29 protein-coding genes and 1 pseudogene are annotated in these 25,665 nt (G+C 45.6%); 23 read left to right on the top strand and 7 right to left on the bottom strand.

The window, feature by feature from the left end:
• The first annotated feature begins 163 nt into the window (after positions 1-163).
• On the top strand, positions 164-595 hold the full coding sequence (locus GN111_RS33500; RefSeq protein WP_176603277.1) for a hypothetical protein: 432 nt from the start codon (positions 164-166) through the stop codon (positions 593-595).
• Here the strand turns inward: GN111_RS33500 and rfbA are convergent.
• The gene (rfbA, locus tag GN111_RS02105; protein ID WP_155302161.1) at positions 576-1,451 is read right to left on the bottom strand and encodes a glucose-1-phosphate thymidylyltransferase RfbA; all 876 of its coding nucleotides are present in this window, start codon (positions 1,449-1,451) and stop codon (positions 576-578) included. The two genes, GN111_RS33500 and rfbA, sit on opposite strands and share 20 nt — an antisense overlap.
• A 302-nt stretch (positions 1,452-1,753) precedes the next feature.
• Between rfbA and GN111_RS02100 the strand changes: the two genes are divergently transcribed.
• From GN111_RS02100 to GN111_RS02050, 11 genes are all read left to right on the top strand, one after another.
• Positions 1,754-2,002, top strand: coding sequence for a type II toxin-antitoxin system HicB family antitoxin (locus GN111_RS02100; RefSeq protein ID WP_155302160.1), 249 nt, complete (start codon positions 1,754-1,756; stop codon positions 2,000-2,002).
• The gene (locus GN111_RS02095; protein WP_197740481.1) at positions 1,992-2,357 is read left to right on the top strand and encodes a type II toxin-antitoxin system PemK/MazF family toxin; all 366 of its coding nucleotides are present in this window, start codon (positions 1,992-1,994) and stop codon (positions 2,355-2,357) included. Before GN111_RS02100 ends, GN111_RS02095 begins: the two co-directional genes overlap by 11 nt.
• Before the next feature lie 222 nt (positions 2,358-2,579).
• Entirely contained in the window at positions 2,580-3,506 is a 927-nt protein-coding gene (locus GN111_RS02090) for a carbohydrate binding domain-containing protein (protein ID WP_155302159.1), read from the top strand.
• Positions 3,507-4,003: 497 nt separating this feature from the next.
• Complete coding sequence (locus GN111_RS02085) at positions 4,004-4,297, top strand: AbrB/MazE/SpoVT family DNA-binding domain-containing protein (RefSeq protein WP_155302158.1); 294 nt, start codon at positions 4,004-4,006, stop codon at positions 4,295-4,297.
• Positions 4,294-4,695 carry a type II toxin-antitoxin system VapC family toxin gene (locus GN111_RS02080; protein ID WP_155302157.1) on the top strand — a complete coding sequence of 134 codons (402 nt, stop codon included), beginning with the start codon at positions 4,294-4,296 and terminating at the stop codon, positions 4,693-4,695. Before GN111_RS02085 ends, GN111_RS02080 begins: the two co-directional genes overlap by 4 nt.
• Before the next feature lie 211 nt (positions 4,696-4,906).
• On the top strand, positions 4,907-5,140 hold the full coding sequence (locus GN111_RS02075; protein WP_155302156.1) for an AbrB/MazE/SpoVT family DNA-binding domain-containing protein: 234 nt from the start codon (positions 4,907-4,909) through the stop codon (positions 5,138-5,140).
• On the top strand, positions 5,127-5,552 hold the full coding sequence (locus GN111_RS02070) for a PIN domain-containing protein (protein WP_155302155.1): 426 nt from the start codon (positions 5,127-5,129) through the stop codon (positions 5,550-5,552). Before GN111_RS02075 ends, GN111_RS02070 begins: the two co-directional genes overlap by 14 nt.
• A gap of 338 nt (positions 5,553-5,890) precedes the next feature.
• On the top strand, positions 5,891-6,130 hold the full coding sequence (locus tag GN111_RS02065; RefSeq protein ID WP_155302154.1) for a DUF433 domain-containing protein: 240 nt from the start codon (positions 5,891-5,893) through the stop codon (positions 6,128-6,130).
• A 100-nt stretch (positions 6,131-6,230) separates the two neighbouring features.
• Complete coding sequence (locus GN111_RS02060) at positions 6,231-7,010, top strand: transposase (RefSeq protein WP_155302153.1); 780 nt, start codon at positions 6,231-6,233, stop codon at positions 7,008-7,010.
• A gap of 241 nt (positions 7,011-7,251) precedes the next feature.
• Complete coding sequence (locus GN111_RS02055) at positions 7,252-7,632, top strand: HEPN domain-containing protein (protein ID WP_155302152.1); 381 nt, start codon at positions 7,252-7,254, stop codon at positions 7,630-7,632.
• Complete coding sequence (locus GN111_RS02050) at positions 7,611-7,931, top strand: nucleotidyltransferase domain-containing protein (protein WP_155302151.1); 321 nt, start codon at positions 7,611-7,613, stop codon at positions 7,929-7,931. Before GN111_RS02055 ends, GN111_RS02050 begins: the two co-directional genes overlap by 22 nt.
• Before the next feature lie 404 nt (positions 7,932-8,335).
• On the opposite strand, the gene GN111_RS02045 is transcribed toward GN111_RS02050, so the two are convergent.
• Both GN111_RS02045 and GN111_RS02040 read right to left on the bottom strand, forming a co-directional pair.
• On the bottom strand, positions 8,336-8,554 hold the full coding sequence (locus GN111_RS02045) for a type II toxin-antitoxin system HicB family antitoxin (protein ID WP_155302150.1): 219 nt from the start codon (positions 8,552-8,554) through the stop codon (positions 8,336-8,338).
• Between the two features lie 5 nt (positions 8,555-8,559).
• Positions 8,560-8,742, bottom strand: a complete 183-nt coding sequence (locus GN111_RS02040) for a type II toxin-antitoxin system HicA family toxin (RefSeq protein ID WP_155302149.1) — start codon at positions 8,740-8,742, stop codon at positions 8,560-8,562.
• A gap of 467 nt (positions 8,743-9,209) precedes the next feature.
• On the opposite strand from GN111_RS02040, the gene GN111_RS02035 reads away from it, so the two are divergent.
• The 6 genes from GN111_RS02035 to GN111_RS02010 all read left to right on the top strand — a co-directional run bounded on the left by GN111_RS02035 (position 9,210) and on the right by GN111_RS02010 (position 13,458).
• Positions 9,210-9,602, top strand: coding sequence for a type II toxin-antitoxin system VapC family toxin (locus tag GN111_RS02035; protein ID WP_155302148.1), 393 nt, complete (start codon positions 9,210-9,212; stop codon positions 9,600-9,602).
• Position 9,603: 1 nt separating this feature from the next.
• Positions 9,604-9,828, top strand: a complete 225-nt coding sequence (locus tag GN111_RS02030; RefSeq protein WP_155302147.1) for a type II toxin-antitoxin system prevent-host-death family antitoxin — start codon at positions 9,604-9,606, stop codon at positions 9,826-9,828.
• A 626-nt stretch (positions 9,829-10,454) separates the two neighbouring features.
• Positions 10,455-10,709 carry a ribbon-helix-helix domain-containing protein gene (locus GN111_RS02025; protein ID WP_155302146.1) on the top strand — a complete coding sequence of 85 codons (255 nt, stop codon included), beginning with the start codon at positions 10,455-10,457 and terminating at the stop codon, positions 10,707-10,709.
• Positions 10,703-11,047: a type II toxin-antitoxin system PemK/MazF family toxin gene (locus GN111_RS02020; RefSeq protein WP_155302145.1), complete on the top strand. Its 345-nt coding sequence runs from the start codon at positions 10,703-10,705 to the stop codon at positions 11,045-11,047. Before GN111_RS02025 ends, GN111_RS02020 begins: the two co-directional genes overlap by 7 nt.
• A gap of 604 nt (positions 11,048-11,651) precedes the next feature.
• Positions 11,652-12,668: an IS110 family RNA-guided transposase gene (locus GN111_RS02015; protein WP_155302142.1), complete on the top strand. Its 1,017-nt coding sequence runs from the start codon at positions 11,652-11,654 to the stop codon at positions 12,666-12,668.
• A 418-nt stretch (positions 12,669-13,086) separates the two neighbouring features.
• Positions 13,087-13,458 carry a transposase gene (locus GN111_RS02010; RefSeq protein ID WP_435050933.1) on the top strand — a complete coding sequence of 124 codons (372 nt, stop codon included), beginning with the start codon at positions 13,087-13,089 and terminating at the stop codon, positions 13,456-13,458.
• 959 nt (positions 13,459-14,417) lie between these two features.
• Here the strand turns inward: GN111_RS02010 and GN111_RS02005 are convergent.
• Complete coding sequence (locus GN111_RS02005; RefSeq protein ID WP_155302143.1) at positions 14,418-15,800, bottom strand: IS4 family transposase; 1,383 nt, start codon at positions 15,798-15,800, stop codon at positions 14,418-14,420.
• A gap of 1,245 nt (positions 15,801-17,045) precedes the next feature.
• Here GN111_RS02005 and GN111_RS02000 point away from each other — a divergent pair.
• Positions 17,046-18,062: an IS110 family RNA-guided transposase gene (locus GN111_RS02000; RefSeq protein ID WP_155302142.1), complete on the top strand. Its 1,017-nt coding sequence runs from the start codon at positions 17,046-17,048 to the stop codon at positions 18,060-18,062.
• 524 nt (positions 18,063-18,586) lie between these two features.
• Here GN111_RS02000 and GN111_RS01995 read toward each other — a convergent pair.
• Together GN111_RS01995 and GN111_RS01990 are read right to left on the bottom strand one after the other, a co-directional pair.
• A complete protein-coding gene (locus GN111_RS01995; RefSeq protein ID WP_155302141.1) occupies positions 18,587-19,765 on the bottom strand; it encodes a hypothetical protein in 1,179 nt (392 codons plus the stop codon).
• 629 nt (positions 19,766-20,394) lie between these two features.
• Positions 20,395-21,618 (bottom strand): hypothetical protein, encoded by a 1,224-nt coding sequence (locus tag GN111_RS01990; protein ID WP_155302140.1) that lies wholly within the window; start codon positions 21,616-21,618, stop codon positions 20,395-20,397.
• 188 nt (positions 21,619-21,806) lie between these two features.
• Between GN111_RS01990 and GN111_RS34355 the strand changes: the two are divergent.
• From GN111_RS34355 to GN111_RS01970, 4 genes and pseudogenes are all read left to right on the top strand, one after another.
• Positions 21,807-22,673 (top strand): annotated as a pseudogene (locus tag GN111_RS34355) (DDE-type integrase/transposase/recombinase); the annotation flags it as partial.
• 283 nt (positions 22,674-22,956) lie between these two features.
• Entirely contained in the window at positions 22,957-23,265 is a 309-nt protein-coding gene (locus GN111_RS01980) for a transposase (protein ID WP_155302139.1), read from the top strand.
• A gap of 12 nt (positions 23,266-23,277) precedes the next feature.
• Entirely contained in the window at positions 23,278-23,628 is a 351-nt protein-coding gene (locus GN111_RS01975) for a helix-turn-helix domain-containing protein (protein WP_155302138.1), read from the top strand.
• A 22-nt stretch (positions 23,629-23,650) separates the two neighbouring features.
• Positions 23,651-24,661, top strand: a complete 1,011-nt coding sequence (locus GN111_RS01970) for a hypothetical protein (protein ID WP_155302137.1) — start codon at positions 23,651-23,653, stop codon at positions 24,659-24,661.
• A 60-nt stretch (positions 24,662-24,721) separates the two neighbouring features.
• Here GN111_RS01970 and GN111_RS01965 read toward each other — a convergent pair whose 3' ends face one another.
• Positions 24,722-25,618, bottom strand: a complete 897-nt coding sequence (locus GN111_RS01965) for a GNAT family protein (protein ID WP_155302136.1) — start codon at positions 25,616-25,618, stop codon at positions 24,722-24,724.
• Positions 25,619-25,665 lie beyond the last annotated feature (47 nt).

Below are 25,665 nucleotides of genomic sequence, written 5' to 3'. Positions count from 1 at the left end.
TATTGTTCCTCTCTCCACGCTCCCCGCTCTGTGCGATCCCAAATCTTATATTTCCAACCGCCAGGAACCTATAGCGCATCGCCTACCAGCGGACTACCGTTGTATAGTACACGGATGAACGCGGATGAACACGGATCGGGCGTAATAATTTCAGCTTCGCTGAATGGAAAACATTTTTGATCCGTGTGTATCCGTGAAAATCCGTGTCCAATTCTATTTTGTTGCTCTTCGCTCCAGACTCTCCGCTCTCCGCTCCAATCTCAATGCTCTTTTCATTCGATGTTCGATGTTCGATGTTGGACGTTCGATGTTGGACGTTCAGTTTTTATTTTCGCTCCCCGATCCAAGCTCTGTGCTGCCCCCATCTCATATCCCCCATCTCATATCTCATATCCCATCATTTCCAACCAATCCAACCAACCCAACCAATCCAACCAATCCAACCAACCCAACCAATCCAACCAATCCAACCAACCCAACCAATCCAACCAACCCAACCAACCCAACCAACCCAACCAATCCAACCAATCCAACCAATCCAACCAACTCAACCAACTCAACCAATCCAACCAACTCTAATCCTGAGCTCCATTAACCAGATCAACCAGGTATTTGCCGTATTCATTCTTTTCCAGGGGAGCCGCCAATTTCAACACCTGTTCGCCGTCGATGTATCCCATGTTGTAGGCAATCTCCTCGATGCAGGCCACCTTCAATCCCTGCCGCTGCTCGATGACCTCGATGAATCCGGATGCACGCATCATGCTCTCGTGGGTTCCGGTGTCCAGCCAGGCTGTTCCGCGGCCGATCTTCTCGACAAACAGCTGCTCACGCGCCAGGTAGGCCATGTTCACGTCGGTGATTTCCAGTTCGCCGCGTGCCGAAGGCTTCATCTGCCCGGCGATGTCGACCACCTGGTGGTCGTAATAGTAAAGCCCGGTCACGGCCCAGTTGGACCTCGGCTTTTGCGGCTTTTCGACGATGCTGATAACTTTTCCGGTTTCATCGAACTCGACCACCCCGTAGCGCTGCGGATGCTTCACCCAGTAGCCGAACACCGTCGCCCCTTTATCGCGCTCCGCCGCCCGCTTCAACTTTTCCGGCAGACCGTGGCCGTAAAATACATTATCCCCCAATATCAGGCAGACGTTGTCTCTGCCGATAAAATCCTTTCCGATGACAAAGGCCTGGGCAATGCCTTCCGGCCGGGGCTGTTCGGCATAGCTGAAATTGAGCCCCCACTGGCTTCCGTCTTCCAATAATCGCTCAAAATGCGGCAAGTCATGGGGCGTGGAGATGATCAGGATGTCCCGAATGCCTGTGAGCATCAGTACGGACAGCGGATAGTAAATCATGGGCTTGTCGTAAACGGGCAGCAACTGCTTGCTTACCGCCCGTGTGATCGGATACAACCGCGTTCCGGAACCGCCTGCGAGAATGATCCCTTTCATGATTTCCTTTCCGATAATCTTCCCTTATTTTTCAAAAAAGGCAAAACGCTTATTTTAGGTTTTGATTGGCCGCTTGGTTATCACAGCGTCTGAAAAGGGGCAAGAAGATGATGGGGTTGGTGCGCTGTCTGGTTCGCTTGGTGTGACACCCTTTACGCCCAATCCGTGTTCATCTGCGTTCATCCGTGTCCTATTAACTGGCCATCAGCATAAGATAGAAAGTTCATTCCCCGCTAATTGACAAAAAACCTTTTTGTGTGTACAATTTTGTGTATATTAAACCACACTATTCAGGGGGCTTTATGGACACACAAAAGATTCGACTGAATGTCACATTACCAAAAGACCTGGTCAACATGGTAGATCGAATGACCGGTGCAAAAAAACGCAGCATGTTCATTGCCGAGGCCATTGAGCTTAAAGTAAAACAGACCCGAAAAGGTCTTCTTGAAAAACAACTGGCAGAAGGTTACCGGGCCTGTCAAAAGGAAAGCATTGATATCTCGTCAGAATTTGAGATCACAGACTTGGAGGGCTGGGATGAATATTAAACGGGGAGAAATTCATCTGGCCGCCCTGGTCCCGACTATTGGTCGGGAGATCGCCAAAACAAGGCCCGTTGTAATCGTTTCAAACGATGTTAACAATCAGTTTTCCGGGACCGTTAGCGTCCTCCCGATCACGTCCAAGAATCTAAAAAGAATCTATCCATTCGAGGCGATGCTCCCCAAGGGAGCCGGAAATCTTCCAAAAAAATCAAAGGTCAAAGCAGATCAGATACGCACCCTCGACAAAGGTCGCATCATAAAGCGCATTGGCCGGTTAAGCGATGAAGTTATGATTGGTGTCGATACCGCCCTGAAAATCCATCTTGGGTTTGAATTCGATCTGATCGAATCATTTTAGTTGGTTGGGTTGGTTAAAAACGATGGGATATAAGATGTGAGATCACCGCAGAGGCGCGGAGAACGCAGAGGTTTCTTTTGCCTGAAAGGCGAACTCATTATAACTCTTTGCGCACTCTGCGTCTCGAGCGGAGCGGGTGGTGAATGATCAGATATGGGTGTGATACGGTAACAATGATTTCCGCATGTTGTTATGCAACGATGGGGTAAATTGGTATCGCAAGTGAAAAAACACCGGCATATTTTAATCCTCGCCATGGCCCTGCTCACGGTGCTCTTTTTTATTGGCGGGCCCGACTACCATTCATCACGCTCATTCAAACACTTCTGGAACCTGGGGCATATCCTTTATTTCTCTTTATTCCCTTTCCTGATAGTGTCGTTCGAATGCTTCAGAAAACAAAAGCCGATCACCCAGGTGTCCATTATCATTCTTGCTGCGCTCCTCCTGGGAATTCTCGTTGAGCTGGGCCAATCGGCATTCAGCCGAACGCCGGATACAGGGGATCTTTTCAGGAACCTGATCGGCGCGGGAGTCGCGCTCTGTTTCCTGTTGCCCGTCAGAAAAGGATTTCCTTCGAAATTACTGCGGCTTCTCCAATTAATCCTCATCATTCTGATAGGGCTGCAAATCCGCCCCATTGCGGTTGCCCTGATCGACGAGCAGCATGCCCGAAATGAATTCCCCGTCCTGTCGGACTTTCAGAGCGCCCAGCTTGATCGCTGGGAAGGCGGCGGCGCCATCTCCATCGAAAAGGATATCGGCAGCCGAGGCAACCGCGCCATGCGGGCCGATCTCGACACCCAACTATACTCCGGCTTCACCCTTAAATATTTCCCTCGAAACTGGAAAGGATACCAATGGTTCCAGTTTCGCATCTACAACCCTTCTGAAGAAGTGATCCGGATCACCTGCCGCATTCACGACAAGTTGCACACGCAGGGACCGCAATTATACGCGGATCGGTTCAACAGGACCCAATCCATTCCCGTTGGCTGGCATACCATTACCATCCCTTTGGATGATGTCAGGATGGCGCCGGCTGGCCGGGAAATGGATATTAGCCAGATTTATGCTGTCGGCTTTTTTGCCACGCAATTGCCCCATCCAAGGACAATTTACATCGATGATGTGCGGCTAATAAAATAGGGGCCGATTCGTCGGTTGGTTCAATTGGGTGATTGGTTTACAGCCACAGGCTGAAATCGCTCGCAGAGACGCAGAGATCAAAGGGAAATGCATCTTAAAATAGAATTGGACGCGGATTTTCGCAGATATACGCGGATGAAAAATAAGAATTCAGAAGTCAGAAGTCATAAGTCAGAAAACAGAAGAACGTCGAATACCGAAACAGGTGGTTGGTTGTCAGTTGTCAGTGGCTAATCCAGCCCTTATCCGCGTCAATCCGCGTTCATCCGTGTCCTATATAAAGCCCTTCCCAGCAGAAGGCTGCAAAAACTGTCTGTGTCCGTCCGTGTCTAACCGTGGCAAAAAATCTCTGTGAACTCCGCGCCTCGAACGAAGTGGGCGGTGAAAAAAAGATGTCAGGGCTCAAGCTTGTTATCGTATCCTGACAATCTTTCCCATTGACAAAATTGTTATACAATTTTATTAATTATGTATAACCTTTTTCCGGGAGGGAACCAATGCAGGAAAATTTAAAAAGCTCCAAAAAAATGAAAGTATTTCCCAAAGGTCAAGTAATTATTCCTGTGGAATTAAGACGAAAGTACAACATCAATATCGGAGATCGCATCGAGTTTATCACTTTTCAAGATGGTATTCTCCTAAAGCCATCTCGCCAAAAAACAAAGCATCAATCTTTAACTGATGAACTTTTTGGTATGCTGCACAGATACGCAAAAAATAAAAAGTTCCCCGGAAAGGATAAAGTTAACGAGGCAACAGAGTCCGGATTCGCGGAGGGTTGGAAAGAATGATATCGCTTCTCGACACCAATGTTATTGTCCGATTTTTGACTGAAAATAATGAGGAAAAATTTAAGGGGGTATATGATTTTTTTCAGGATATCCAACAAGGAAAAATTACAGTCGAACTCAAACTAATCGTTCTATTTCAGACTATTTTCGTACTGAAAAGTTTCTATAAGGTACCAAAAATACAGATTGTAAAGGCAATGAAGGGGCTTTTAAAATTTAAAGGTTTGAAAATTACAGATAAAAAAACTGTCGTCAGCATGATGGATATCTGGGATTCGAATAATATTGAAATCGTTGATGCATATTTGATTGCCTGCCTGGAAAAGAATTCACAGAACATCCTGCACAGCTACGATAAAGATTTCGACAAATTTAAAATTAAACGACATGAACCCTGACTGTTTTCTGCAAGTTCTACGACTTAAACGAAGAAGGCGGTAAGAAAAAAAATTTTTATAAAAACGCATTACTTCATCCCCTTCCCCTCTCGTCCCTTAAAAACAATGTCCGTGTGTGTCCGTGGCAAAAATGCTACCGGTGATCAAACGGTTGATCAACAACACGATTGATGATATACATGATCTATGTATATCTACAGGAGGTTTAACCATGCAAGTATCCAAATGGGGAAACAGTCTGGCGATCCGTTTGCCCGCAGCTGTAGTCAGTGCCCTGGACCTGAATGAAGGTGATGATATCGAGGTGATCGTTGCCGATGAACGGGTATTCAAGGTAAGAAAGAAACCCGGAAAAGAGGCATTTCTGGCAAAACTGAGGAAATACCGTGGGAAACTACCCGCAGACTTCATCTTTGACCGGAATGACGCCAATGCCCGCCAATAAATCGTTTATCGACACTAACGTATTGATCTATTTATTGTCGGCGGATTCAGTGAAAGCTGATCGTGCTGAGGAGATCGTCCTCAACGGCGGTATCATCAGTGTACAAGTGCTCAACGAGCTTACCAATGTAGCGTTACGAAAGTTGGGCATGCCCTGGCCGGAGATCAATGACTTTTTGTCTCTGATCCGATTTGTTTGCCCGGTGGAGCCGTTAACCTTAGAAACGCATGATTGCGGCAGACATGTTGCCGAGCATTACAAATTAAGCGTGTACGACTCGATGATCGTGGCTGCTGCACTTATGGCAGGATGCAACACCCTGTATTCTGAAGACATGCATGATGGCTTGCTGATTGATGAGCAGGTGCGCGTCTTTAACCCATTCCGACCAGAATTTTCCCAGGCCCATTAGGGGGATACCCTTCTGTCCTTTTTATCGGCGGCAACGTACCAGGTGCGTCTATTCTGGCTTTTCTGGGCATTATTTTGACCTATCATGCTGCGTTTTGAATGGAAACGCATAATTTCATGCCCGTCCCCCAGTCCCCAGATTGCGGTGATCATGGAGTGGTTCTATAGCACCACCCATTAACATAAGCACCATCCAGAACTGTCTGATAAGATAAGCAATTCAAATAGCGCCCCAACTACCTAAAAATTTCTGGATTTTCCGATACTCGATAATATAATATGAAGAATCAATGGCATAAAGTTTATCCCAATCAGCCAAAATCGAAAAGAGGTGCCTTTATGACAATCGAACGCATATCAGTAGATCCCAATATTTGCCATGGTCAAGCATGCATCAAAGGTACAAGAATCCCGGTGCATCAGATTGTGCGTATGCTGGCAAACGGCGACCAGATGGACCAACTTCTGGAAGATTATCCCACTATACATATCAAAGACATATATGCCTGCCTGGATTATGCCGCTACGCTGGCCGAGGAGCAGATTACACCCCTTGAAAAACTGGAAAGCGCCGTATGAAGATCCTCGTCGATGAAAACATTCCGGTAACTACGGTAAACAAATTGCGTGAACAAGGCAATGATGTCCTTTTTTACTTTTTTAGGGAAAACACTGCTAAATGGCCCGTGCAAAGAGACATTATGTCCCCGGTTATGTCTGGCATATTACCCATCGCTGCCATAAAAGGGCCTTTCTTTTAAAATTTGCAAAAGACCGCAACCGATGGATTGAATGGCTGTATCGGGCAAGGAAACGTCATCGCCATTTGAACGTATTGGATTATATGGTCACCTCCAACCATATTCATCTGCTTTTATATGACACTGGCGGGCATAACGCCATCCCGGATTCGATCAAGCTGGTCGCCGGCAGAACTGGTCAGGAATATAATCTGCGAAAAAACAGAAAAGGCGCATTCTGGCAGGATCGCTATCATGCTACCGCTGTGGAAAGTAATCGTCATTTACGCCAATGCATTACCTATATCGACATGAATATGGTCCGTGCCGGTGTTGTCGATCACCCCGAAAAGTGGCAATGGTGTGGATATAATGAAATACAAAATCCCCGAAAGAAAAAGGGAATTATTGATTTTGATCGTCTCACGGAAGTGCTGGGTTTCGACACCTATGAGCAGTTGAAGAATGCCCATCTCCAATGGATAGACACTGCCATACAAGAAGAGAATAACGATAGGGAAAGAAAATGGTCACAAAGCATTGCCGTCGGTAGCGAAGCTTACATCGTAAAGATCAAGGAAGCACTCGGTTTCAGGGCGAGAGGGCGAAAAATCCGTCAGACTGGAGATTGCTTTGAACTTCGCGAAACGCCGGTGCCCTATAAATCAACCGATTCATACGAAGCCGATAACATGCTTCCGTGGGATCAGCAACGATAGCCTTATCCTTACGTTTTCAGCATTAAAAAGACTCGATTAAGGCCTTTTTATCTATGATTTTTCAACTCCTTTCCTAATATTTCAATAGCTTGCTGCGACCCCTTTCCCTACCAGTCCCGTCCGTTCCCCACTGCCGTCCCGACCAATCCCAGCTTTCTGACGGTTATCTCAACGCTTCGAACAAGACAGGCGTTTAAAATCTTTATTGGATCTAAGCCAAGTTGTCTGGTATTATCATTATATGAAACAACGAACCAAGGAATGGTTGATTCAATCCGAATATGATATGGACACCGCTGAATTTATGCATGCCGGTGGTCGGCATATATACGCTGTTTTTATGTGCCACCTTTCCATCGAAAAGGCTCTGAAAGGGCTCTACTACGAAAAATACAGTTTGATACCTCCTAAATCCCACAATCTGATCTATCTATTCAACAAAATCGGCATTAAGCCACCGGAAGGGCAAGGAAAATTTATTGTTAAATTGAACGAGGCGAGCATACCGACCCGCTATCCGGAAAATTTGCAAAAGCTTCAGAAGATATACAACGAAGCTGTTGTCAAGGAAATCTTGACTAATGGGAAGGAGACCATCACTTGGATAAAAGGACAGTTATAAAGATCGTTGACCAATTTCATCGGGGAATCAAGGCACGGGGCATCGAACCACAAAAACTCATTCTTTATGGGTCCTATGCAACCGGTTTTAATATGGAAGGCAGTGATATCGATATTGTCGTGATTTCTGACGATTTTGTCGGAAAGGACTATTGGGAACGAATTGAAATCCTATCGGATATCATTTATGAAATTTTTGCTCCAATTGAAGCGGTAGCAATGACGCAAGAAGAGTGGGATCGAGGCGATTCATTTGTGACCGACTTTGCTCGCGATGGCGAAGTTCTTTTCGCCGCATAGCGAACCAGTCAGCTTATCAGCTATCAGCTACGATGTCCGTCTCCATCCGTGTGGGTCGTGGTAAAAATTCAATTCAGCGAAGCTGACTCCCTTTACGCCCTATCCGTGTTCATCTGCGTCAATCCGTGTCCTATTAATCGCTTTTCAGCCAAAGGCTGCAAAACAATTTTGAATGAAGGATAAGAGGATAAGGACCTTGATCCTTTCGACAATTTAGAATTCGAAACTAAGAATCCAAAATTCTATTTGTCCGTGTGTGTCCGTGGCTAATTTACGCCCTATCCGTGTTCATCCGCGTTTATCCGTGTCCTATTTAAGGTTTTTCTTGATTGTCTATCAGCTATCAGCCATGAGCTATCAGCTATTCGGTCCGTGTGGGTCCGTGGCGAACCCTTCTCCCAATTCTACTGAATAGAAGCCCATTCCGGGTCGGGCACATTTATGGTCGTCATGCAGGCTTCAGGCTCAAAATCTATTTCCGTAGCCAGCATTTCCTGAGCCCCAATTCTTAGGGATTCCAAGAGTTCCGATTTAGTTCTTTCCTGCGCATTTACGCCTGGAAGATCAATGAGCCAGCCAATCCACCAGCCCTCTTTTTTTTTTACAACTGCTCGATATTTCATCGATACTACCTCACAAATAGAATGCCAAGGTCTTTACAAATCTTACGCGCCAATTCATCAACGATTTCATTATGCCTGGGAATTTGAGTCTTCAACATACCTTTTTGATAAATGGTATGACGGCTCCCTTCACGTAAAAGAGAGGCACCATTCTTTTTGAGGTGCTTTATTAATTGGTGTCTCTTCATCTTATATCATGGGCTGTCACATAAAAAGTCCGGCAATGTTTTGAGTGAATGATCTTCAACTCTCCCATGTTTTGCACAGAAATGAACACAGCCCGCTCATTCCTGTCCACTGGTGGTTCTTTTTCTCAAAGATTAATCACAGAAAATGGAATATGTAAAGAATGAAGACCTGCCTCTGTTGCTTGAAATTTGTCCGTGTCCGTCCGTGTGGGTCCGTGGCTAATCCGCAAAGGGTCACTCAGGCAAACCCACCGAAGGGGCATTTGAACTGAGGGAAGATCAATCCGCCTATAATCCGATTTTTGGCCTTATAAATCGAGATATAGACCCTGAATGAGGCACCTTTTTCAACGCTTCCGATTTAATTCCAGTTAGTTGACTTGGCGTCCCCGACGGTAGTTTCCCCCTTATTGACAAAATCTGAATAAGTTGTACAATTGTCAATAATACAACTGGGGGAATATAGAATGGATATTGTTGTTGACACATCGGCGCTTATTGCTGTGATCGTAAATGAGCCGGAACGAGATCGAATTATAAAGCTAACTCTCGGGAAGACACTAATCGGGCCAGGGTCTATACCTTGGGAAGTTGGCAATGCCTTTTCAGCCATGTTTAAACGAAGCCGTTTGTCGCTCGATGAAGCCAAGAAAGGACTCGAAATTTTCGAAAGTATACCAATTCGGTATATCCGGACAGATTTCGTTAATGCTATCACCATATCCAAACAAACTGGTATGTATGCCTACGACTCCTATTTTCTGGATTGTGCGATAAGGCATAGAGCACCACTGTTAACCTTAGATCAAAAGTTGATGTCAGCAGCTCAAGTTTTAAAAATCAACTTTTTGGAGATCTGACATGCAGGTTTATACCTATTCGGAAGCACGCCAAAAATTAGCTCTCGTTCTCGAACAGGCAGAAAGTGCGGGAAAAGTATTAATCAGAAGAAAAGATGGACGAACCTTTGTGCTGACTCCACTGAAAAAATCAGAAAACGCATCCCCTCTGAACGTCTCCACCATAAAAGTGGATGTCACTACCGAAGAGATTGTTGGCTTTGTACGTCAAGGACGTGAAAGATAAACACCACTCCTGGTTCCTATTTTTTTGGGGAGCTTGTTTTTCATTCTAATGTTGTTTTCTTATAGCTTATTCCACCCTTCAGGCTGTCCGGCCAATGGGGTCCACCTCAGTTAAATAGAAACGCATTATTTCATGCCCGTCCTCCCTTCCCCTCAATACAACGACTTCAACTGGTTTGCCATGAGCTATCAGCTTTAAAGTCCGTGTTCATCCGCGGTTATCCGCGTCCTATTAAAAAGCCCTTCCAGCCAAAGGCTGCAAAAAAACCTGTCCGTGTTCGTCTGTGTGTGTCCGCCTGCCCTGTTAAATTCACGCCAGTGAGGAGCAAAGCGGATTTAACCGGGGTGGCTAATCCGCAAAGGGTCGCTCCGCCAGACCCACCGAAGGGGCATTTGAACTGAGGGAAGGACAATCCGCCTATAATTCGATTTTCAGCCTTAAAAATCGCAATATAGACCCTAAATAAGACATCTTTTTCAACCTTTCCAATTTAATTCCAGTTAGTTAGCTTGGCCCCGGGTAAAATCACCTATCAGCAATAAGCCAACCTCCCACACAACACCACATTGACCGACATCGCAAGAGGTGATATGATTTAATGATCATACTTATCAGGAGGATTATTTATGCATACACAGAAGGTTGCCATTACGGTACCCAAAAACATACTTGTCATGGTCGATAAGATAAGTCGGGCCCGGGGAATATCCCGCAGCAAATTGATATCCTCTATACTTAAACAAAAAATAGCCGAAGAGAAAGCAGATTACCTGAAGAGTGCATATGATATTGTTTTCGATGATGATTCAATTAAAGAAGAACAAAGATCAACGGCGCTCTGGTTCGAAAAAGCCGGCAGTAATGGCGGCCAGGAATGGTGATCCGCAAAGGATCGATATACTGGGTTGATTTTTCACCTGGCAAAGGCTCTGAGCCAAAGGGACGGCGACCGGGGTTGGTCATTCAAAATGATGCCATCAACGACAGCAAAATCAGCACCGTCGTTATGCTCGCAATCACCTCAACCCTTAGATATGGAGACCTTCCCGGCAATGTCACGTTGCGTAAAGGGGAGGCCAATTTACCGAAACGGTGTGTCATCAACGTATCACAAATAAAATCCGTGGATAAGAACAGCATTAGAGAAAAAATCGGCACCCTGTCCAAAAATAAAATGACGGCCATCGAAGATGGGATTCGTTTAATTTTAGATTTTTAATACCGGAGCCGAAGGCGAAAACATCTCTTCCGTCTACGGCCTCCTGAATTATGATATTCTTCGAGTCGCACGTCCCCTCTATCCCTACTATCAGCTACTTGATTCTTTTTGTTTTTCATCAGCGCAGCTGCCAACTTAACGCCCGATCCGTGTTCATCCGCGTTAATCCGTGTCCCATATAAAGTCCTTCCCAGCCGAAGGCTGCAAACAAAACGATCTTGTCTGTGTCCGTTCGTGTGTGTCCGTGGCTAATCCGCAAAGGGTCGCTCCGCCAGACCCACCGAAGGGGCATTTGAACTGAGGGAAGGACAATCCGCCTATAATTCGATTTTCAGCCTTAAAAATCGCGATATAGAACCAAAATAAGACATCTTTTTCAACCTTTCCAATTTAATTCCAGTTAGTTAGCTTGGCCTGATAATCATTAAAGGGCGTATGGAACCCGCAGGGAATCATCATGAGCTCCGACGAGCTTTTATGGCCCATTCTCGCACATGATGATTCCCTGCTAGTCGCCGAGTTAAAATAAAAGGCACCTCCCTTTCCATAGCGACCATCGCTATGGAATAATTGGGTAACATGTCAAACAAAAGGGAGGTGCCATATGAAAACTTACGCCGGAATCGATCTGCATTCAAGCAACAATTACATCGGTGTGATCAACCACAAAAACGAACGGCTTCACAGCCGCCGCTATGACAACAATCTGAAGACTGTGCTGAAAGTATTGCGCAAGTACAAGCGCACACTGCAAGGGGTTGTCGTGGAGTCAACCTACAATTGGTATTGGCTTGTGGATGGCCTGATGGAAAATAATTACAAGGTCCACTTGGCCAACCCGGCGGCCATCCAGCAGTACAAGGGTTTGAAGCACAGGGATGACAAAAAGGATGCTTTCTGGCTGGCGCACCTGCTGCAGTTGGGCATCCTGGCCCAAGGTTACATTTATCCCAAGAAGCTACGATCCGTAAGGGATATGTTCCGAAGAAGGATGATGTTCGTCAAGCAGAGAACCACTCAAACCCTCAGCCTTCAAAGTATGATTGCTCGCAATCGAGGCGTTGAGCAAAGCGTCAGCGCCATCGTCCGTTTCCGGGACGATTTCATCAAGCAGATGTTTGACTGTCCGCATCTGGTCTCCACAGCCCTTCATCAGATAGAAACAATTCGTTTCCTGGGCAAACAGATTGAGGCCATCGAATCGGAAGTTGAGACCATGGTCGAGTTGGACAGCGCCTATAGAGGCTTGCTCACCATACCAGGCATCGGAAGGATTCTGGCCATGACAATCATGCTTGAGGTAGGAGATATAAGGCGATTCGAGAAAGTTGGTCACTACTCGTCTTATTGTCGGTGTGTAAAGGCACAGAGCCTGTCAAACGGCAAAAAGAAAGGCAACAACAACCGCAAGAACGGAAACCGATACCTGGCCTGGGCCTATGTGGAAGCGGCCAATCACAATAAGCGTAGTTGTTCTCAGGCACGGAAGTTTCTTGAGCGCAAAATGGCTGAGAAAAATTACACCGTGGCCATCAAGGCTTTGGCCAACAAGTTGAGTAAGGCGTCATATTTTATCATGCGGGATCAAACGACCTACGATCCGGCATTATTATTCAGGTAAAATCTGGGTGCGGCAGTGATCCATTTCTGGGGTTGGTATCATCCATAGGGTCTGATTGGAACTGCCGCATCCCGCCTGTTTTTCGATTCATCCGCCCATGCCGTGAACCACGATGGGGCTGGCTTCCAGCCACCGGTCTGTGAAACATCATTTGGTATCGGCATGGTACCGAAGGTTTTCTGGGGCTCTTTGAGCCAGGGGTGGCATAGACCACCTTGATCCCGATGGGTGACTGGTGCGGATCGACCATCATCGATTCAGCCGACATCATTGAAGCAACGGGTGCGGAAGAAGGGAAAACAGCGAATCTGTCGTTCAAACAAAAATGTGGTCAAGCGAAAATCAGTCATGCGTTTCGCACGGGGAGGTGTTTTTTTACTTGACCCGCCCTTTAATGGGCGACCCCCTTTCCTAATTACTGACCATTACCGGAATCGGACGGATTTTGGCAACGACGATCATGCTCGAGGTCGGAGATATTCATCGGTTTAAAAATGTAGGCAACTACTCATCCTATTGCCGCTGCGTCAAGGCACAGAGCATATCCAACGGCAAAAAGAAAGGAAACAACAACCGTAAAAACGGAAACCGCTACCTGGCCTGGGCCTATGTGGAAGCGGCCAATCACAATAAGCGTAGTTGTTCTCAGGCACGGAAGTTTCTTGAGCGCAAAATGGCTGAGAAAAATTACACCGTGGCCATCAAGGCTTTGGCCAACAAGTTGAGCAAGGCGTCATATTTTATCATGCGGGATCAAACGACCTACGATCCGGCATTGTTATTCAGGTAAAATCTGGGTGCGGCAGTGATCCATTTCTGGGGTTGGTATCATCCATAGGGTCTGATTGGAACTGCCGCATCCCGCCTGTTTTTCGATTCATCCGCCCATGCCGTGAACCACGATGGGGCTGGCTTCCAGCCACCGGTCTGTGAAACATCATTTGGTATCGGCATGGTACCGAAGGTTTTCTGGGGCTCTTTGAGCCAGGGGTGGCATAGACCACCTTGATCCCGATGGGTGACTGGTGCGGATCGACCATCATCGATTCAGCCGACATCATTGAAGCAACGGGTGCGGAAGAAGGGAAAACAGCGAATCTGTCGTTCAAACAAAAATGTGGTCAAGCGAAAATCAGTCATGCGTTTCGCACGGGGAGGTGTTTTTTTACTTGACCCGCCCTTTAATGGGCGTCCCGGATATCAGCCGAAATCCCTATGCCCTATCCGTGTTCATCGGTGTTCATCCGTGTCCTATTTATCGCTTTTCAGCCGAAGGCTGCAAAACAATTTTAAATGAAGTATAAGGACCTTGATCTTTTCGACAATTTAAAATTCAAAACTAAGAATTCAAAATTATATCTGTCCGTGTGGGTCCGTGACAAAAAAAAAATCGCGAAAGTGACGAGTGTGCAATTTATCGTACCTCGGTGTGCATATTTTGAAACTAAGATACGGATAGGAATCGACCTGAATGCTGAATTCAGCAAAATTTATAAGAGCTGTAAAACATCCGGTCTACGCCGCTCTGCTACCCTGAATTAAAACGGCGGCAAAAGGAAGACCCAATTCTTCTTAACCGCCGCCCGAATCAATTTAAGGGAATCGCATGAAAGCATCATCCCCGAATTAATTTTTCATTTGTTGTAATTTTTTGGATAATTAGAATGTCCCCTTCCCCGCCTTAGGCGAGAACATTCCGCCTATAATTCGATTTTCAGCCTTAAAAGTCGCGATATATATCCTAAATAACTAAAGTTTCGCAGTAACCCATCGACTTTGTTCAGCGATGAGATCTTCTATGATATCAATAAAATGAAAAAGTAAATCAGGTTCGATACGGTACGAAAGTATATCGCTTGACTTAAAAATTAGTTCTTTGACATGGTCCCAGACGGCACGACTGAACATCCACAATGACTGATTATCCGACGTTTGCCGAAACAGCGGACCAACGCAGGCGTTCAGCCCGTGTTTTATCTGGATGTAGACCAATAGCAGATACCGGATCATTACCAGGCTCTGGCTGGCGATCAAGGCGTCAAACGTATTGCTTTGCTCTTTTCCCATGTAAAGCATCTGCTTGGCATCTTTAAAGTATACTTCGATGGACCAACGGCGGGCGTAATAGTCAAGAATCCGGGATGGCTCCAGGTCGGTGTCGGTGCAAAGCAGGGCCTGCCACTGTTTGCGACCATCGGAAACGAACAGTACCCGAACCGAGCCGGTCTTTTTCAACGTGACATTGAGGCATACGCCCTTAATCGTGCGATCCTTGATCCAGACAGTCTGTTTCTTGGCGATCTGCTGCCATAATTGTTTAAGCGTATATGCGCCGCCTCGATATCCGTATTTAACCCGGTTGCGCTTCAAACGACAGATGACGCCATAGCCGACATCGACGATGCGACGGACGATATCGTCATGGGCAAACCAGCTGTCGAACAAGACAAAGCTGGCATCGATGCCAGACTTCCAGGCCCTGTCGAGCATCTGAACCAGAACATCGGTTTTTTTACTCAGGGCTTCTTTGCGTCGTTTCCAGCCGTTGGTACGCTTGTCGATATCCCGCATATCGGTGTTGGGCCGGTGACTGGAAGTATGGAAGGCACCATCGATCGGAAAGAAATGCAACCCGTCGTGAAAGCCCAATTGCAGGTACTGGTTGCCAAGGATGGAGCGCCTGACTTTGTGATCGAAATGATAGCTGACCAATTCGATCTCTTTACCCGATTTGGGGCAGATGGAGTCATCGGCAATCAACACTTTTTCCTTCAAGGGGACTTCTTTACTCATGGCAATGATCTTTGATGCCAGCAACTGGACCAGTTTGCGCCAGTTGAAACGTTCATTGTTCAAGAACCGATAGAATGTGTCTTTATGGGCCTGGACGTAATTTTGTAGATAGCCGCCATTACAGAAACTGCTGAGGCTTCGCTTGAGAAAAGGCAGTAGTACGAAAACAAATATGAGCGAGAGTGTTTCATAGCCTCTTTTTTTGGTGATGTTGCTTTGTCGGGCCAATGAGCGGAACTTGAGTTCGGTGAACGCACGATTGAGTTCATGGTCGTCAATGATCCGGCCCGAATCAGATTGTTTTTGCAAGGAGAGGGAAAATGTATTAGGGTGATTCATAGCGGTTCTTTCTTTAGTGATATTAGGTGTTTGGCGATGTCTAATATACTAAATTCAGAGCCGCTTTTCAATTATTTTCCTAATATTTTCAATTTATTATCCCTCTAAAATATCCAAAAATTAGCTGCGAAACTTCAGTAAATAAGACACCTTTTTCAACTCTTCCAATATAATTCCAGTTTGTTGACTTGGCCCGTCCCCTGATGAACGCCGCAAGTCGACCCACGTTCGAGCACAATCTTGAAGGGAAACGCATAATTTCATGCCCGTCCCCACATGTAGCCTGATTTTGTTTTCTTTTCGTGCGTGTCTGTGCCTGAAACGCGGTTCTGACCAATCCAACCAACAAAACAAATATAACCGATTCAACCAACTGGACCATCAGCTATTGGTAGTGGTAGGCGAACACCGATGGTTTTGGTGGGAATTAGATCCGCTGAAATTGGATGGGAATTAAATCGGCGGTCACAGTCCTGAGACAACACAATCCGCCTATAATTCGATTTTTGGCCTTGAAAATCGCGATATAGACCCTAAATAAGGCACCGTTTTCAACTCTTCCGATTTTATTCCAGTTAGTTGGTTTGGCCCGTCCCGAAATCTCTGTCCTATTTTTTTGGGGAGCTTGTTTTTCATTCTAATGTTGTTTTCTTATAGCTTATTCCACCCGTCAGGCTGTCCGTCCAATGGGGTCCACCTCAGTTAAATAGAAACGCATTATTTCATGCCCGTCCTCCCTTCCCCTCAATACAACTACTTCAACTGGTTTGCCATGAGCTATCAGCTTTAAAGTCCGTGTTCATCCGCGGTTATCCGCGTCCTATTAAAAAGCCCTTCCAGCCAAAGGCTGCAAAAAAACCTGTCCGTGTTCGTCTGTGTGTGTCCGTGGCTAATCCGCAAAGGGTCGCTCCGCCAGACCCACCGAAGGGGCATTTGAACTGAGGGAAGGACAATCCGCCTATAATTCGATTTTCAGCCTTAAAAATCGCGATATAGAACCAAAATAAGACATCTTTTTCAACCTTTCCAATTTAATTCCAGTTAGTTAGCTTGGCCTGATAATCATTAAAGGGCGTATGGAACCCGCAGGGAATCATCATGAGCTCCGACGAGCTTTTATGGCCCATTCTCGCACATGATGATTCCCTGCTAGTCGCCGAGTTAAAATAAAAGGCACCTCCCTTTCCATAGCGACCATCGCTATGGAATAATTGGGTAACATGTCAAACAAAAGGGAGGTGCCATATGAAAACTTACGCCGGAATCGATCTGCATTCAAGCAACAATTACATCGGTGTGATCAACCACAAAAACGAACGGCTTCACAGCCGCCGCTATGACAACAATCTGAAGACTGTGCTGAAAGTATTGCGCAAGTACAAGCGCACACTGCAAGGGGTTGTCGTGGAGTCAACCTACAATTGGTATTGGCTTGTGGATGGCCTGATGGAAAATAATTACAAGGTCCACTTGGCCAACCCGGCGGCCATCCAGCAGTACAAGGGTTTGAAGCACAGGGATGACAAAAAGGATGCTTTCTGGCTGGCGCACCTGCTGCAGTTGGGCATCCTGGCCCAAGGTTACATTTATCCCAAGAAGCTACGATCCGTAAGGGATATGTTCCGAAGAAGGATGATGTTCGTCAAGCAGAGAACCACTCAAACCCTCAGCCTTCAAAGTATGATTGCTCGCAATCGAGGCGTTGAGCAAAGCGTCAGCGCCATCGTCCGTTTCCGGGACGATTTCATCAAGCAGATGTTTGACTGTCCGCATCTGGTCTCCACAGCCCTTCATCAGATAGAAACAATTCGTTTCCTGGGCAAACAGATTGAGGCCATCGAATCGGAAGTTGAGACCATGGTCGAGTTGGACAGCGCCTATAGAGGCTTGCTCACCATACCAGGCATCGGAAGGATTCTGGCCATGACAATCATGCTTGAGGTAGGAGATATAAGGCGATTCGAGAAAGTTGGTCACTACTCGTCTTATTGTCGGTGTGTAAAGGCACAGAGCCTGTCAAACGGCAAAAAGAAAGGCAACAACAACCGCAAGAACGGAAACCGATACCTGGCCTGGGCCTATGTGGAAGCGGCCAATCACAATAAGCGTAGTTGTTCTCAGGCACGGAAGTTTCTTGAGCGCAAAATGGCTGAGAAAAATTACACCGTGGCCATCAAGGCTTTGGCCAACAAGTTGAGTAAGGCGTCATATTTTATCATGCGGGATCAAACGACCTACGATCCGGCATTATTATTCAGGTAAAATCTGGGTGCGGCAGTGATCCATTTCTGGGGTTGGTATCATCCATAGGGTCTGATTGGAACTGCCGCATCCCGCCTGTTTTTCGATTCATCCGCCCATGCCGTGAACCACGATGGGGCTGGCTTCCAGCCACCGGTCTGTGAAACATCATTTGGTATCGGCATGGTACCGAAGGTTTTCTGGGGCTCTTTGAGCCAGGGGTGGCATAGACCACCTTGATCCCGATGGGTGACTGGTGCGGATCGACCATCATCGATTCAGCCGACATCATTGAAGCAACGGGTGCGGAAGAAGGGAAAACAGCGAATCTGTCGTTCAAACAAAAATGTGGTCAAGCGAAAATCAGTCATGCGTTTCGCACGGGGAGGTGTTTTTTTACTTGACCCGCCCTTTAATGGGCGTCCCGGATATCAGCCATTTGACTTGGCATCCCTAATTTCACACTCTAGAATTTCGGTACAACCACAGGCACATGGATGTCTTCGAGATTATCTCAGATTACCTGTGTGATTTGGTGCCATAACTTAATCAATTACCTTAAGATTTTGTGGTGGGTCTAAATCATCATCTTGAGTGCTAATGGAAATGGGGTATCCATCAGAACAAACATTATTATTGTCTATAACGTAAAGATAAAGAGTATCATTTGTATCAATCATTCCCTCACGGACAACAGCCTCTATTTTATTATCACTCCAACTCGTAGGAGTCATAATAGCTAATTTTGTACAATTAGTGTACTTAGCATTGTTACCTATTTCAACACGAGCAGCAGCATTTGGACCAACCGCCACATAAACGTCATCAATAACGTAGTTATAAGTTGGATATGAATCGCGAGATAAATAGCCTGGAATTGTCATACGATCAAAACCATAAGCATGATCACTTGTATCGAACCATGCCACATTGTGGTTTTCGTAGAATGTATGCCCGGAAGAACTCACCGCGCCATGATACTCTCTCGAACCAGAGGCGGTTGTTCCATTACCTTTAAACCAAAACGACCACCTTACAGGTTCGTTCCAAGCCCACTGCTGTTCTGCTGAACCGCTACGCCAACCTTGCCGTGGGCTGCGAGTATCATTGGACATCAATGTTTGCCAATTCCCACCAGTATCAACCCCAGGCATCCACATATCTGGATCGTTGTCAACGCTATAACCATCAGCGGTATAAAATAACCACGCGTGTTTGATATTGGGGTTACTGTCAAGAGCGTTTTCTGTTGCCGCTCCTGGGAAGCGATATCCATCTGGGACATAAGCTATACTTGATATGAATATTTCCTCTTGAACAGATCCAAAAAGTATACGATTCTGCATACCACCGTCTAACCCTGTATGCCGTGATCCCTGATTTTTCGATAATAAATTATCGGTCCATACTTTTCCACGCTTTAAATCCCAAGTGCCTATGATTGCGCTCTTATCGGGAAAAACTTCTCCGTTTTCACCTCCAGAAAAGTCATCAAATAGAAAAATATTAGGGCCATTTGCACCAAAATCATTACCGGTGATAAAAATTCTGCTACCGTCTTTAACAGTTCCCTCCACAGAAGATATACTTGGAGAAGACAATGCTGTAACAGGAATATTTAAAATAACACTAATAGCTAATATTTTTAGTATGTTGGACATATATTTGCCGTCATATATTTTTAATTTTTCCTTCATTATTATAATAAGTGACTTTAGATACATAATTTTCTCCTCAGAAATAATTAAATGATAATACAGTACAAAATCAAATCGACTTCTACCTGTTAAATTTTTTGGATCATCAATTTTTTTAAATATTACAGATATTTTTCATTCTATTATAGCAATGTACTTATCTTTTTCGTTTGACCATCGTGAAATTCCGTTTAAGCATATCAACAGCAAACAATATGCCAAACTTGATGGTCTGCTGAAAGACCTTTGCCAAACCAATAGGAATTTAGGCGCAAGATCAATCCGCCTCCCTCTCCAGTTGTGATGTTAATATCAATTTAACAAATATATCATCGGGTTATTGCATTCTTGCTTGCTTTTTGATGACGTTCATAATACATATCTACATTACAATTAGTTGGAGAATATTCATGGGCTACAAAAACATGGACAATACTCTCTGCTCCGCGGACCTGGCACTCGATAGTTCACTAAAACATAACCGCAACCTCAAACTCCTGGTTAAATGTTTGGTCTCGCAACCTGTATTTAACCATATCGAGGCCACCGCCTCAAATGTGCGAAAAATATTGTACGTTATCCAGCGGCGAAAGCTGGAAAAAGCTTATCCATTGTCACCGGCCGAGAGGACGAATTTTCCGGTAGTTTTTTGACTTTTACAATTTAATGCTCGACTTTAACAAACCATAATAATTATAGAATTCTAAGGTAGCTCTTTCAGATTTAGGAATAAAATTATTTTTTAAATATTTATTATATTTTCCAATCTCATTACTTTGAAATAATATGGTAGAATTTGATTTTAAATTATCAATTATTATTATCCCATTCTTGGTTGCCTTTAGTTCTTTTCCTTTTGGATCTTTCAATACAAATCCTGGAGCAACTTTTAAAGTAATACTGTCAACATCAAAATCATTATTATTTGTTATTCTAACATCGTATTTATTTTGTATTACAGAAACCTTTTTAATAATTAAAAGCCTATCAAGAAATTCTGAAACAGTTGGAAACCATGCGTTATTATACTTAGAAATCCTTTTGATAATATTGACAAATCCATCATTCAACACATAACGTTTATTCACTCTTTCAGCAAATCCCTTTGAAAAATGAGTATAAATAATACATGCACCATTTTCTCTTATGAGATTATCAATATTTTTTTTTGTTAATAATTTTTTAAACATATGGATACATGAACCATCTGAGCAACTAAACCAATAATTTACATATGGCCTATTGGGATCATAAAAAGGCATGGTGGGGTTTATCTTTAAAGTGTTAATTTCTTTTATTGTATGAAAAGGTATCCTCATATATTTTATATTTTTCATAGCAATATCTCCCCAGAAATATGGGCTACCTTCAATATGACCTTGATAATCACTGTTATGTAAAACTTTTTCGATAACTTTAAATGGTAAACAGTTTAATTTATAATATCCAGCATATAGGTTTTCCATATTTTTTTCATGAAATATGTTAATTTTTGGATACTCACCAAATGTTGTTTTAAATCTTTCTATTCCCTCAATAATTTCATTTCTATAAGAATTACCGGCAGCTACATTATGCAGTGCTATTTCAAAGTTTCTTTGCTTTAGCGAGAGTATGAAATCTAAGTAATCTTGATTTTGTATAGTTGATCCATTTTTTATATTAGCGTGTACATTCTTTTCATTCTTTTTGTTAAAGCTTGAGGTCCTCTTTTGTTTTGTTGTCCAAACAGTTTTTGTACCTTTTATCTTCATCTTGTATAGAAAATTATAAACAGGCTCAGTATTTTCCCTTGTAGAAAAATCAGTATCATCAGTAAAAGTTATCGCAAATTCATAGCCAGAAGGAAAAGGCAAAAGTTTTAATAATTTTTTTCTCATAGATTTTTTTCCCCAGATCTTGAATTTGAATTTTTCTCATAGTCGCCAATTGCTGACAATTTGATTTGCTAAAAAATGGGTAACACTCCGGTAATGTCCTAATTTCCAGTTAATGGCACACCGAAATTGAAAAAATGGGGTGACACTCCTGAGTGTAAAAACCAATTACACAGAAAGGAGATCACCCAATGAAAAAGAAAAAACGGAAAGCCGGAGGGGATAGGAAACGTTCTTCACGGACGTTGGCCTACCCCGTCGAGTTCCGCCTCCGGATCGTCAAGCTCTTCCTGGAGGAAGGCTACAGTGCCGCACTGATCAGCACGGAGTTCGGCATCAGCAAACACTCGATCCAGCGCTGGGTTTCCGCCTACCGGCAAGGCGGTGTCGAAGGGCTGACGCCGAAGCCTCGGCCGGGCGGCAAGCCTTCCGTAACGCCAGAGATCCAGGAACGGGCGATCGCCGTCAAGAAGTCGCATCCGGAGTACGGTGCCAGGCGCATCGCCGACGTTCTCAAACGGTTTTTCCTGATTCCCACCAGCCAGAGCACCGTCCACAAAACCTTATCCGAAAAGGGGATGGTGAACAAGGCGAAACGCAAACCGGTAAGGAATCCGCCCAAGCCCCGGTTTTTCGAACGCGCCCGTCCCAACCAGATGTGGCAGAGCGACATCATGACCTTCCGCCTGGCGGGTCGTAACGCCTACCTGATCGGCTTCATGGACGACTACAGCCGTTACATCACCGCCCTGGGACTGTACCGCAGCCAGACCGCCGAGCACGTGCTGGAGACCTACCGCCGGGGCGTGGCCGAGTACGGGGTTCCCAAAGAGATGCTCACCGATAACGGTCGCCAGTATACGAACTGGCGCGGCAAGACCCGCTTCGAACGGGAGATGAAAAAAGACCGCGTCAAACACATCCGTTCCCGCCCCCATCATCCCATGACGCTGGGCAAGATCGAACGCTTCTGGAAATCGATCCTGGGCGAGTTCCTTCAGCGGGCGCAGTTCGACAGCTTCGCGCAGGCGGTGGAACGGACTTCTTTTTGGATCAACTATTACAACCACAAGCGCCCCCACCAGGGCATCGGCGGCCTTTGCCCGGCCGATCGCTTTTTCGAGATCGCCCACGACCTGAAAAAGACCCTGCAGCGCGGCCTCGAGGAGAACGTGCTGGAGCTGGCCCTCCGGGGTCGACCGGTGGATCCGTTTTACATGGTCGGCCGCATGGGCGGCCAGTCGGTGGTCATCCGTGCCGAAAAGGGTAAGGTCAGGATGCTGGTAGACGAAGCCAGTCACGAAAAAGAACTTGTGTACGATGCAAGAAAGGATATAGATCATGAAGACAAACCAACGAATCCGCAGAGTATTCGATCCGCAGCAGAAAATTACGGCCGTGTTGTCGATCTGGAGCGAGCGCCGCACGAGCGCCCAGGTGTGTCAGGAACTGTCGATCAGCCCGACGCTGTTGGGGCAGTGGCAGAACCTGGCCATCGAGGGGATGCTCAAGGCCCTGGACCCAAACAAGAAGGATCCGCTGCCGCCGATCAACCAGCGGTTGTCACGGCTGATCGAAAAGAAGCTGAGCGAACCCGGCAAGTTGGAAAAGCGTCTCCAATCGATCCAGAAGGCAGCTGCGGCCGGATAGGCGAGGACACCTATGGCCAAACAACCATCGACCCGTCAGACGGCGCGGCGCAGAGCCGAGATGATCATGAAGGTCCGCTGCGGCCTGCTGACTGCCGGCCAGGCCGCCGACCGCCTGGGGGTCTCACGCAAAACGTTCTACAAGTGGGAGCAGCGGGGACTGTCCGCCCTTCTGGACAGTGTGACCGACCAGCTGCCGGGACGACCGCCGCACCCTGCCGACGACCATCGCCAATGGCTGGAGAAGCAGCTCGGGGAAGCCAACCGGCAGATCGACCTGCTGAACCACAAAATGGCACTCAAGGACGTGCTGATGGATCTCAAGCTTCCTTCAACCGGCAGCGACCGGGCGAAAAAAAAATGAGCGCATCCGACAGGCGGTGGCCATGATCGAGGATGCCAAAACGAAATTCTCGCTGTCGTATGCCTGCTGTGCGGCCCAGGTGGGGCTGCGCTATCGAACCCTGATGCGCTGGAAACAGCGGATTGCCAGCGGGCATTCTGCCTTGGAAAAACGCGGCCCGAAAAAGGTTCGGCCGTTGAATCTGGCCGGGTTGAAGCAACAGATCCGGGATCTGGATCACGGCCGCAAACGCAGCCGCGGTACCGGTAGACTTCATGACGCCCACGCCGAGAGCATCTCCCGCAGGGAACTGAATGAACTGGTCCGGGAAGTTCGGTCGGCCACCAACGCAAAGCCGTGCCAGGTGGTCTGGCTGAAGCCGGATCTGTCATGGGCAATGGACGGTCTGGAGTACCGGGATTGCCATGTCCAGAACGTCCAGGACTTGTGCTCCCGTTACAAGTTCGCACCCCTGACCGGTTCGGCCGAACCCTGCGGGGAGGAGATCGCCGGTCATCTGTCCCGGCACTTTTGCCGCTTCGGACCACCGCTGTTCATCAAGCGGGACAACGCCGGCAACCTGAACCATGTGTCTGTGAACGCGCTTTTGGAAGAACATATGGTCATCCCGATCAACAGCCCCTTTTACACGCCCAGCTACAACGGGGCCATCGAACACAGCCAGGGGGAGGTGAAAACCTGGTTGAGGAAATGGAAGCACGCCGCCGATACGAGAAAGGAACTGGCCCTGCAGGTGGACAACGCCGCTCATGCATGGAACCACCTTCCCCGGCGCAGCCTGTCCGGCAAGAACGCCTGCCGGGCTTATTTTTCGTCATCGCGGTTGCGCTGTACGAAACGTCAACGAAAGGAGGCGTATGACTGGATCTTTGATCTGGCCCTTGACATCTCTCAGCGTGCCGGGAAAAATGAGATCGATCCGACCGCATGGCGCGTATCGGCCAGGAAATGGATGGAGCGCAAACGGATGATCATCATCCGTAAACCCGAAAAAGTGTCACCCCATTTAAATCGAAACTTGTGCCATAATTAGCGATGTCGCACACCTTAACTCAGTGTCCACTAATTTGGGGGAGATTCACAATAGTGTCAACTAAAATGCAATAAAAGTAGGTTCTGGATTTGTCCAAAGACTTTTATAATGGTTTTTTCCTTGGTAGTATCCAAAAGAAAATCTAAGTTTTTTTCCCTTATAAAATGCAACATGTTCAGATTTTCGCAGAGTTGATAGCATCATTATACTACCGTAAGATTGCTTTTTGTCATGTGCTTTTACTCCCAAATTAATAAAGTCTACATAAAAAATATTTTTGCCTTCATTTTTGAAACATAGCTGTGCTGCTAATGGTTCGTTTTTAAGTAGTAGAATTCCTCCATGTATGTGTTTGTAGAGTTTAATAATCTGTTTTCGAACGTATCGTAATTCATCAGGCATATAACCCCATCTTTTGCAGTGAAGCCGTATATATATATCTACAAAGTCTTTTTTATTAATTTCATCAGTGAAATATATTTTACCACCGTTTTGTAACAACTTTTTTTGCTCTCTTGTAATATTTTTATGTCTTGTTTTCTTTGCTATTGCTATCGATTTTATCGAATAGTTGATAGATCTCTTTAAAAAGTTTTTCAAGAGAGGACTGGTAGTTGGAGAAAGATTATTCAAAGAAATTTTTGTAGAATTTTTTAAAACTGGAAAAAATATTTCAGGCTGACCAATATCACCGAGTATATTAAATTTTTTCCCTAATATTTTTTTATGTAAGGAATTTGGAAATATTTGTCTATAAAGTACAGGGTATGCTGCTATTAATTGGCCATTTTTATTCATTCTACCTATTATTTGAGGCTTTATTTTAAGTTGAGAATAATAAAATTCAACGAAATTCGGATGGAAATTTGGACTCATATCTGCATTCAAACAAAAATCATAATATTGTTTTAAAGAAATATTTTTGTTTTGAACTGTATTAGCGTTATTATCGAACATTTTTACTCCTAAGGCTAACGTTTAACCCGGATATTGCATCTGAGAAA

Source organism: Desulfosarcina widdelii, assembly GCF_009688965.1.
GTDB lineage: Bacteria > Desulfobacterota > Desulfobacteria > Desulfobacterales > Desulfosarcinaceae > Desulfosarcina > Desulfosarcina widdelii.
The sequence above is the reverse complement of the archived record's forward strand: the minus strand, read 5'-3'. Positions and strand labels throughout refer to the sequence as shown.

Bases quoted from the DNA above. Each gene is read 5' to 3' on its own strand.
- GN111_RS33500 (WP_176603277.1), top strand. From the start codon at position 164: ATGGAAAACATTTTTGATCCGTGTGTATCCGTGAAAATCCGTGTCCAA.
- rfbA (WP_155302161.1), bottom strand. From the start codon at position 1,451: ATGAAAGGGATCATTCTCGCAGGCGGTTCCGGAACGCGGTTGTATCCG.
- GN111_RS02100 (WP_155302160.1), top strand. From the start codon at position 1,754: ATGGACACACAAAAGATTCGACTGAATGTCACATTACCAAAAGACCTG.
- GN111_RS02095 (WP_197740481.1), top strand. From the start codon at position 1,992: ATGAATATTAAACGGGGAGAAATTCATCTGGCCGCCCTGGTCCCGACT.
- GN111_RS02085 (WP_155302158.1), top strand. From the start codon at position 4,004: ATGCAGGAAAATTTAAAAAGCTCCAAAAAAATGAAAGTATTTCCCAAA.
- GN111_RS02080 (WP_155302157.1), top strand. From the start codon at position 4,294: ATGATATCGCTTCTCGACACCAATGTTATTGTCCGATTTTTGACTGAA.
- GN111_RS02075 (WP_155302156.1), top strand. From the start codon at position 4,907: ATGCAAGTATCCAAATGGGGAAACAGTCTGGCGATCCGTTTGCCCGCA.
- GN111_RS02070 (WP_155302155.1), top strand. From the start codon at position 5,127: ATGCCCGCCAATAAATCGTTTATCGACACTAACGTATTGATCTATTTA.
- GN111_RS02065 (WP_155302154.1), top strand. From the start codon at position 5,891: ATGACAATCGAACGCATATCAGTAGATCCCAATATTTGCCATGGTCAA.
- GN111_RS02060 (WP_155302153.1), top strand. From the start codon at position 6,231: ATGGCCCGTGCAAAGAGACATTATGTCCCCGGTTATGTCTGGCATATT.
- GN111_RS02055 (WP_155302152.1), top strand. From the start codon at position 7,252: ATGAAACAACGAACCAAGGAATGGTTGATTCAATCCGAATATGATATG.
- GN111_RS02045 (WP_155302150.1), bottom strand. From the start codon at position 8,554: ATGAAATATCGAGCAGTTGTAAAAAAAAAAGAGGGCTGGTGGATTGGC.
- GN111_RS02040 (WP_155302149.1), bottom strand. From the start codon at position 8,742: ATGAAGAGACACCAATTAATAAAGCACCTCAAAAAGAATGGTGCCTCT.
- GN111_RS02035 (WP_155302148.1), top strand. From the start codon at position 9,210: ATGGATATTGTTGTTGACACATCGGCGCTTATTGCTGTGATCGTAAAT.
- GN111_RS02030 (WP_155302147.1), top strand. From the start codon at position 9,604: ATGCAGGTTTATACCTATTCGGAAGCACGCCAAAAATTAGCTCTCGTT.
- GN111_RS02025 (WP_155302146.1), top strand. From the start codon at position 10,455: ATGCATACACAGAAGGTTGCCATTACGGTACCCAAAAACATACTTGTC.
- GN111_RS02020 (WP_155302145.1), top strand. From the start codon at position 10,703: ATGGTGATCCGCAAAGGATCGATATACTGGGTTGATTTTTCACCTGGC.
- GN111_RS02015 (WP_155302142.1), top strand. From the start codon at position 11,652: ATGAAAACTTACGCCGGAATCGATCTGCATTCAAGCAACAATTACATC.
- GN111_RS02005 (WP_155302143.1), bottom strand. From the start codon at position 15,800: ATGAATCACCCTAATACATTTTCCCTCTCCTTGCAAAAACAATCTGAT.
- GN111_RS02000 (WP_155302142.1), top strand. From the start codon at position 17,046: ATGAAAACTTACGCCGGAATCGATCTGCATTCAAGCAACAATTACATC.
- GN111_RS01995 (WP_155302141.1), bottom strand. From the start codon at position 19,765: ATGTATCTAAAGTCACTTATTATAATAATGAAGGAAAAATTAAAAATA.
- GN111_RS01990 (WP_155302140.1), bottom strand. From the start codon at position 21,618: ATGAGAAAAAAATTATTAAAACTTTTGCCTTTTCCTTCTGGCTATGAA.
- GN111_RS01980 (WP_155302139.1), top strand. From the start codon at position 22,957: ATGAAGACAAACCAACGAATCCGCAGAGTATTCGATCCGCAGCAGAAA.
- GN111_RS01975 (WP_155302138.1), top strand. From the start codon at position 23,278: ATGGCCAAACAACCATCGACCCGTCAGACGGCGCGGCGCAGAGCCGAG.
- GN111_RS01970 (WP_155302137.1), top strand. From the start codon at position 23,651: ATGATCGAGGATGCCAAAACGAAATTCTCGCTGTCGTATGCCTGCTGT.
- GN111_RS01965 (WP_155302136.1), bottom strand. From the start codon at position 25,618: ATGTTCGATAATAACGCTAATACAGTTCAAAACAAAAATATTTCTTTA.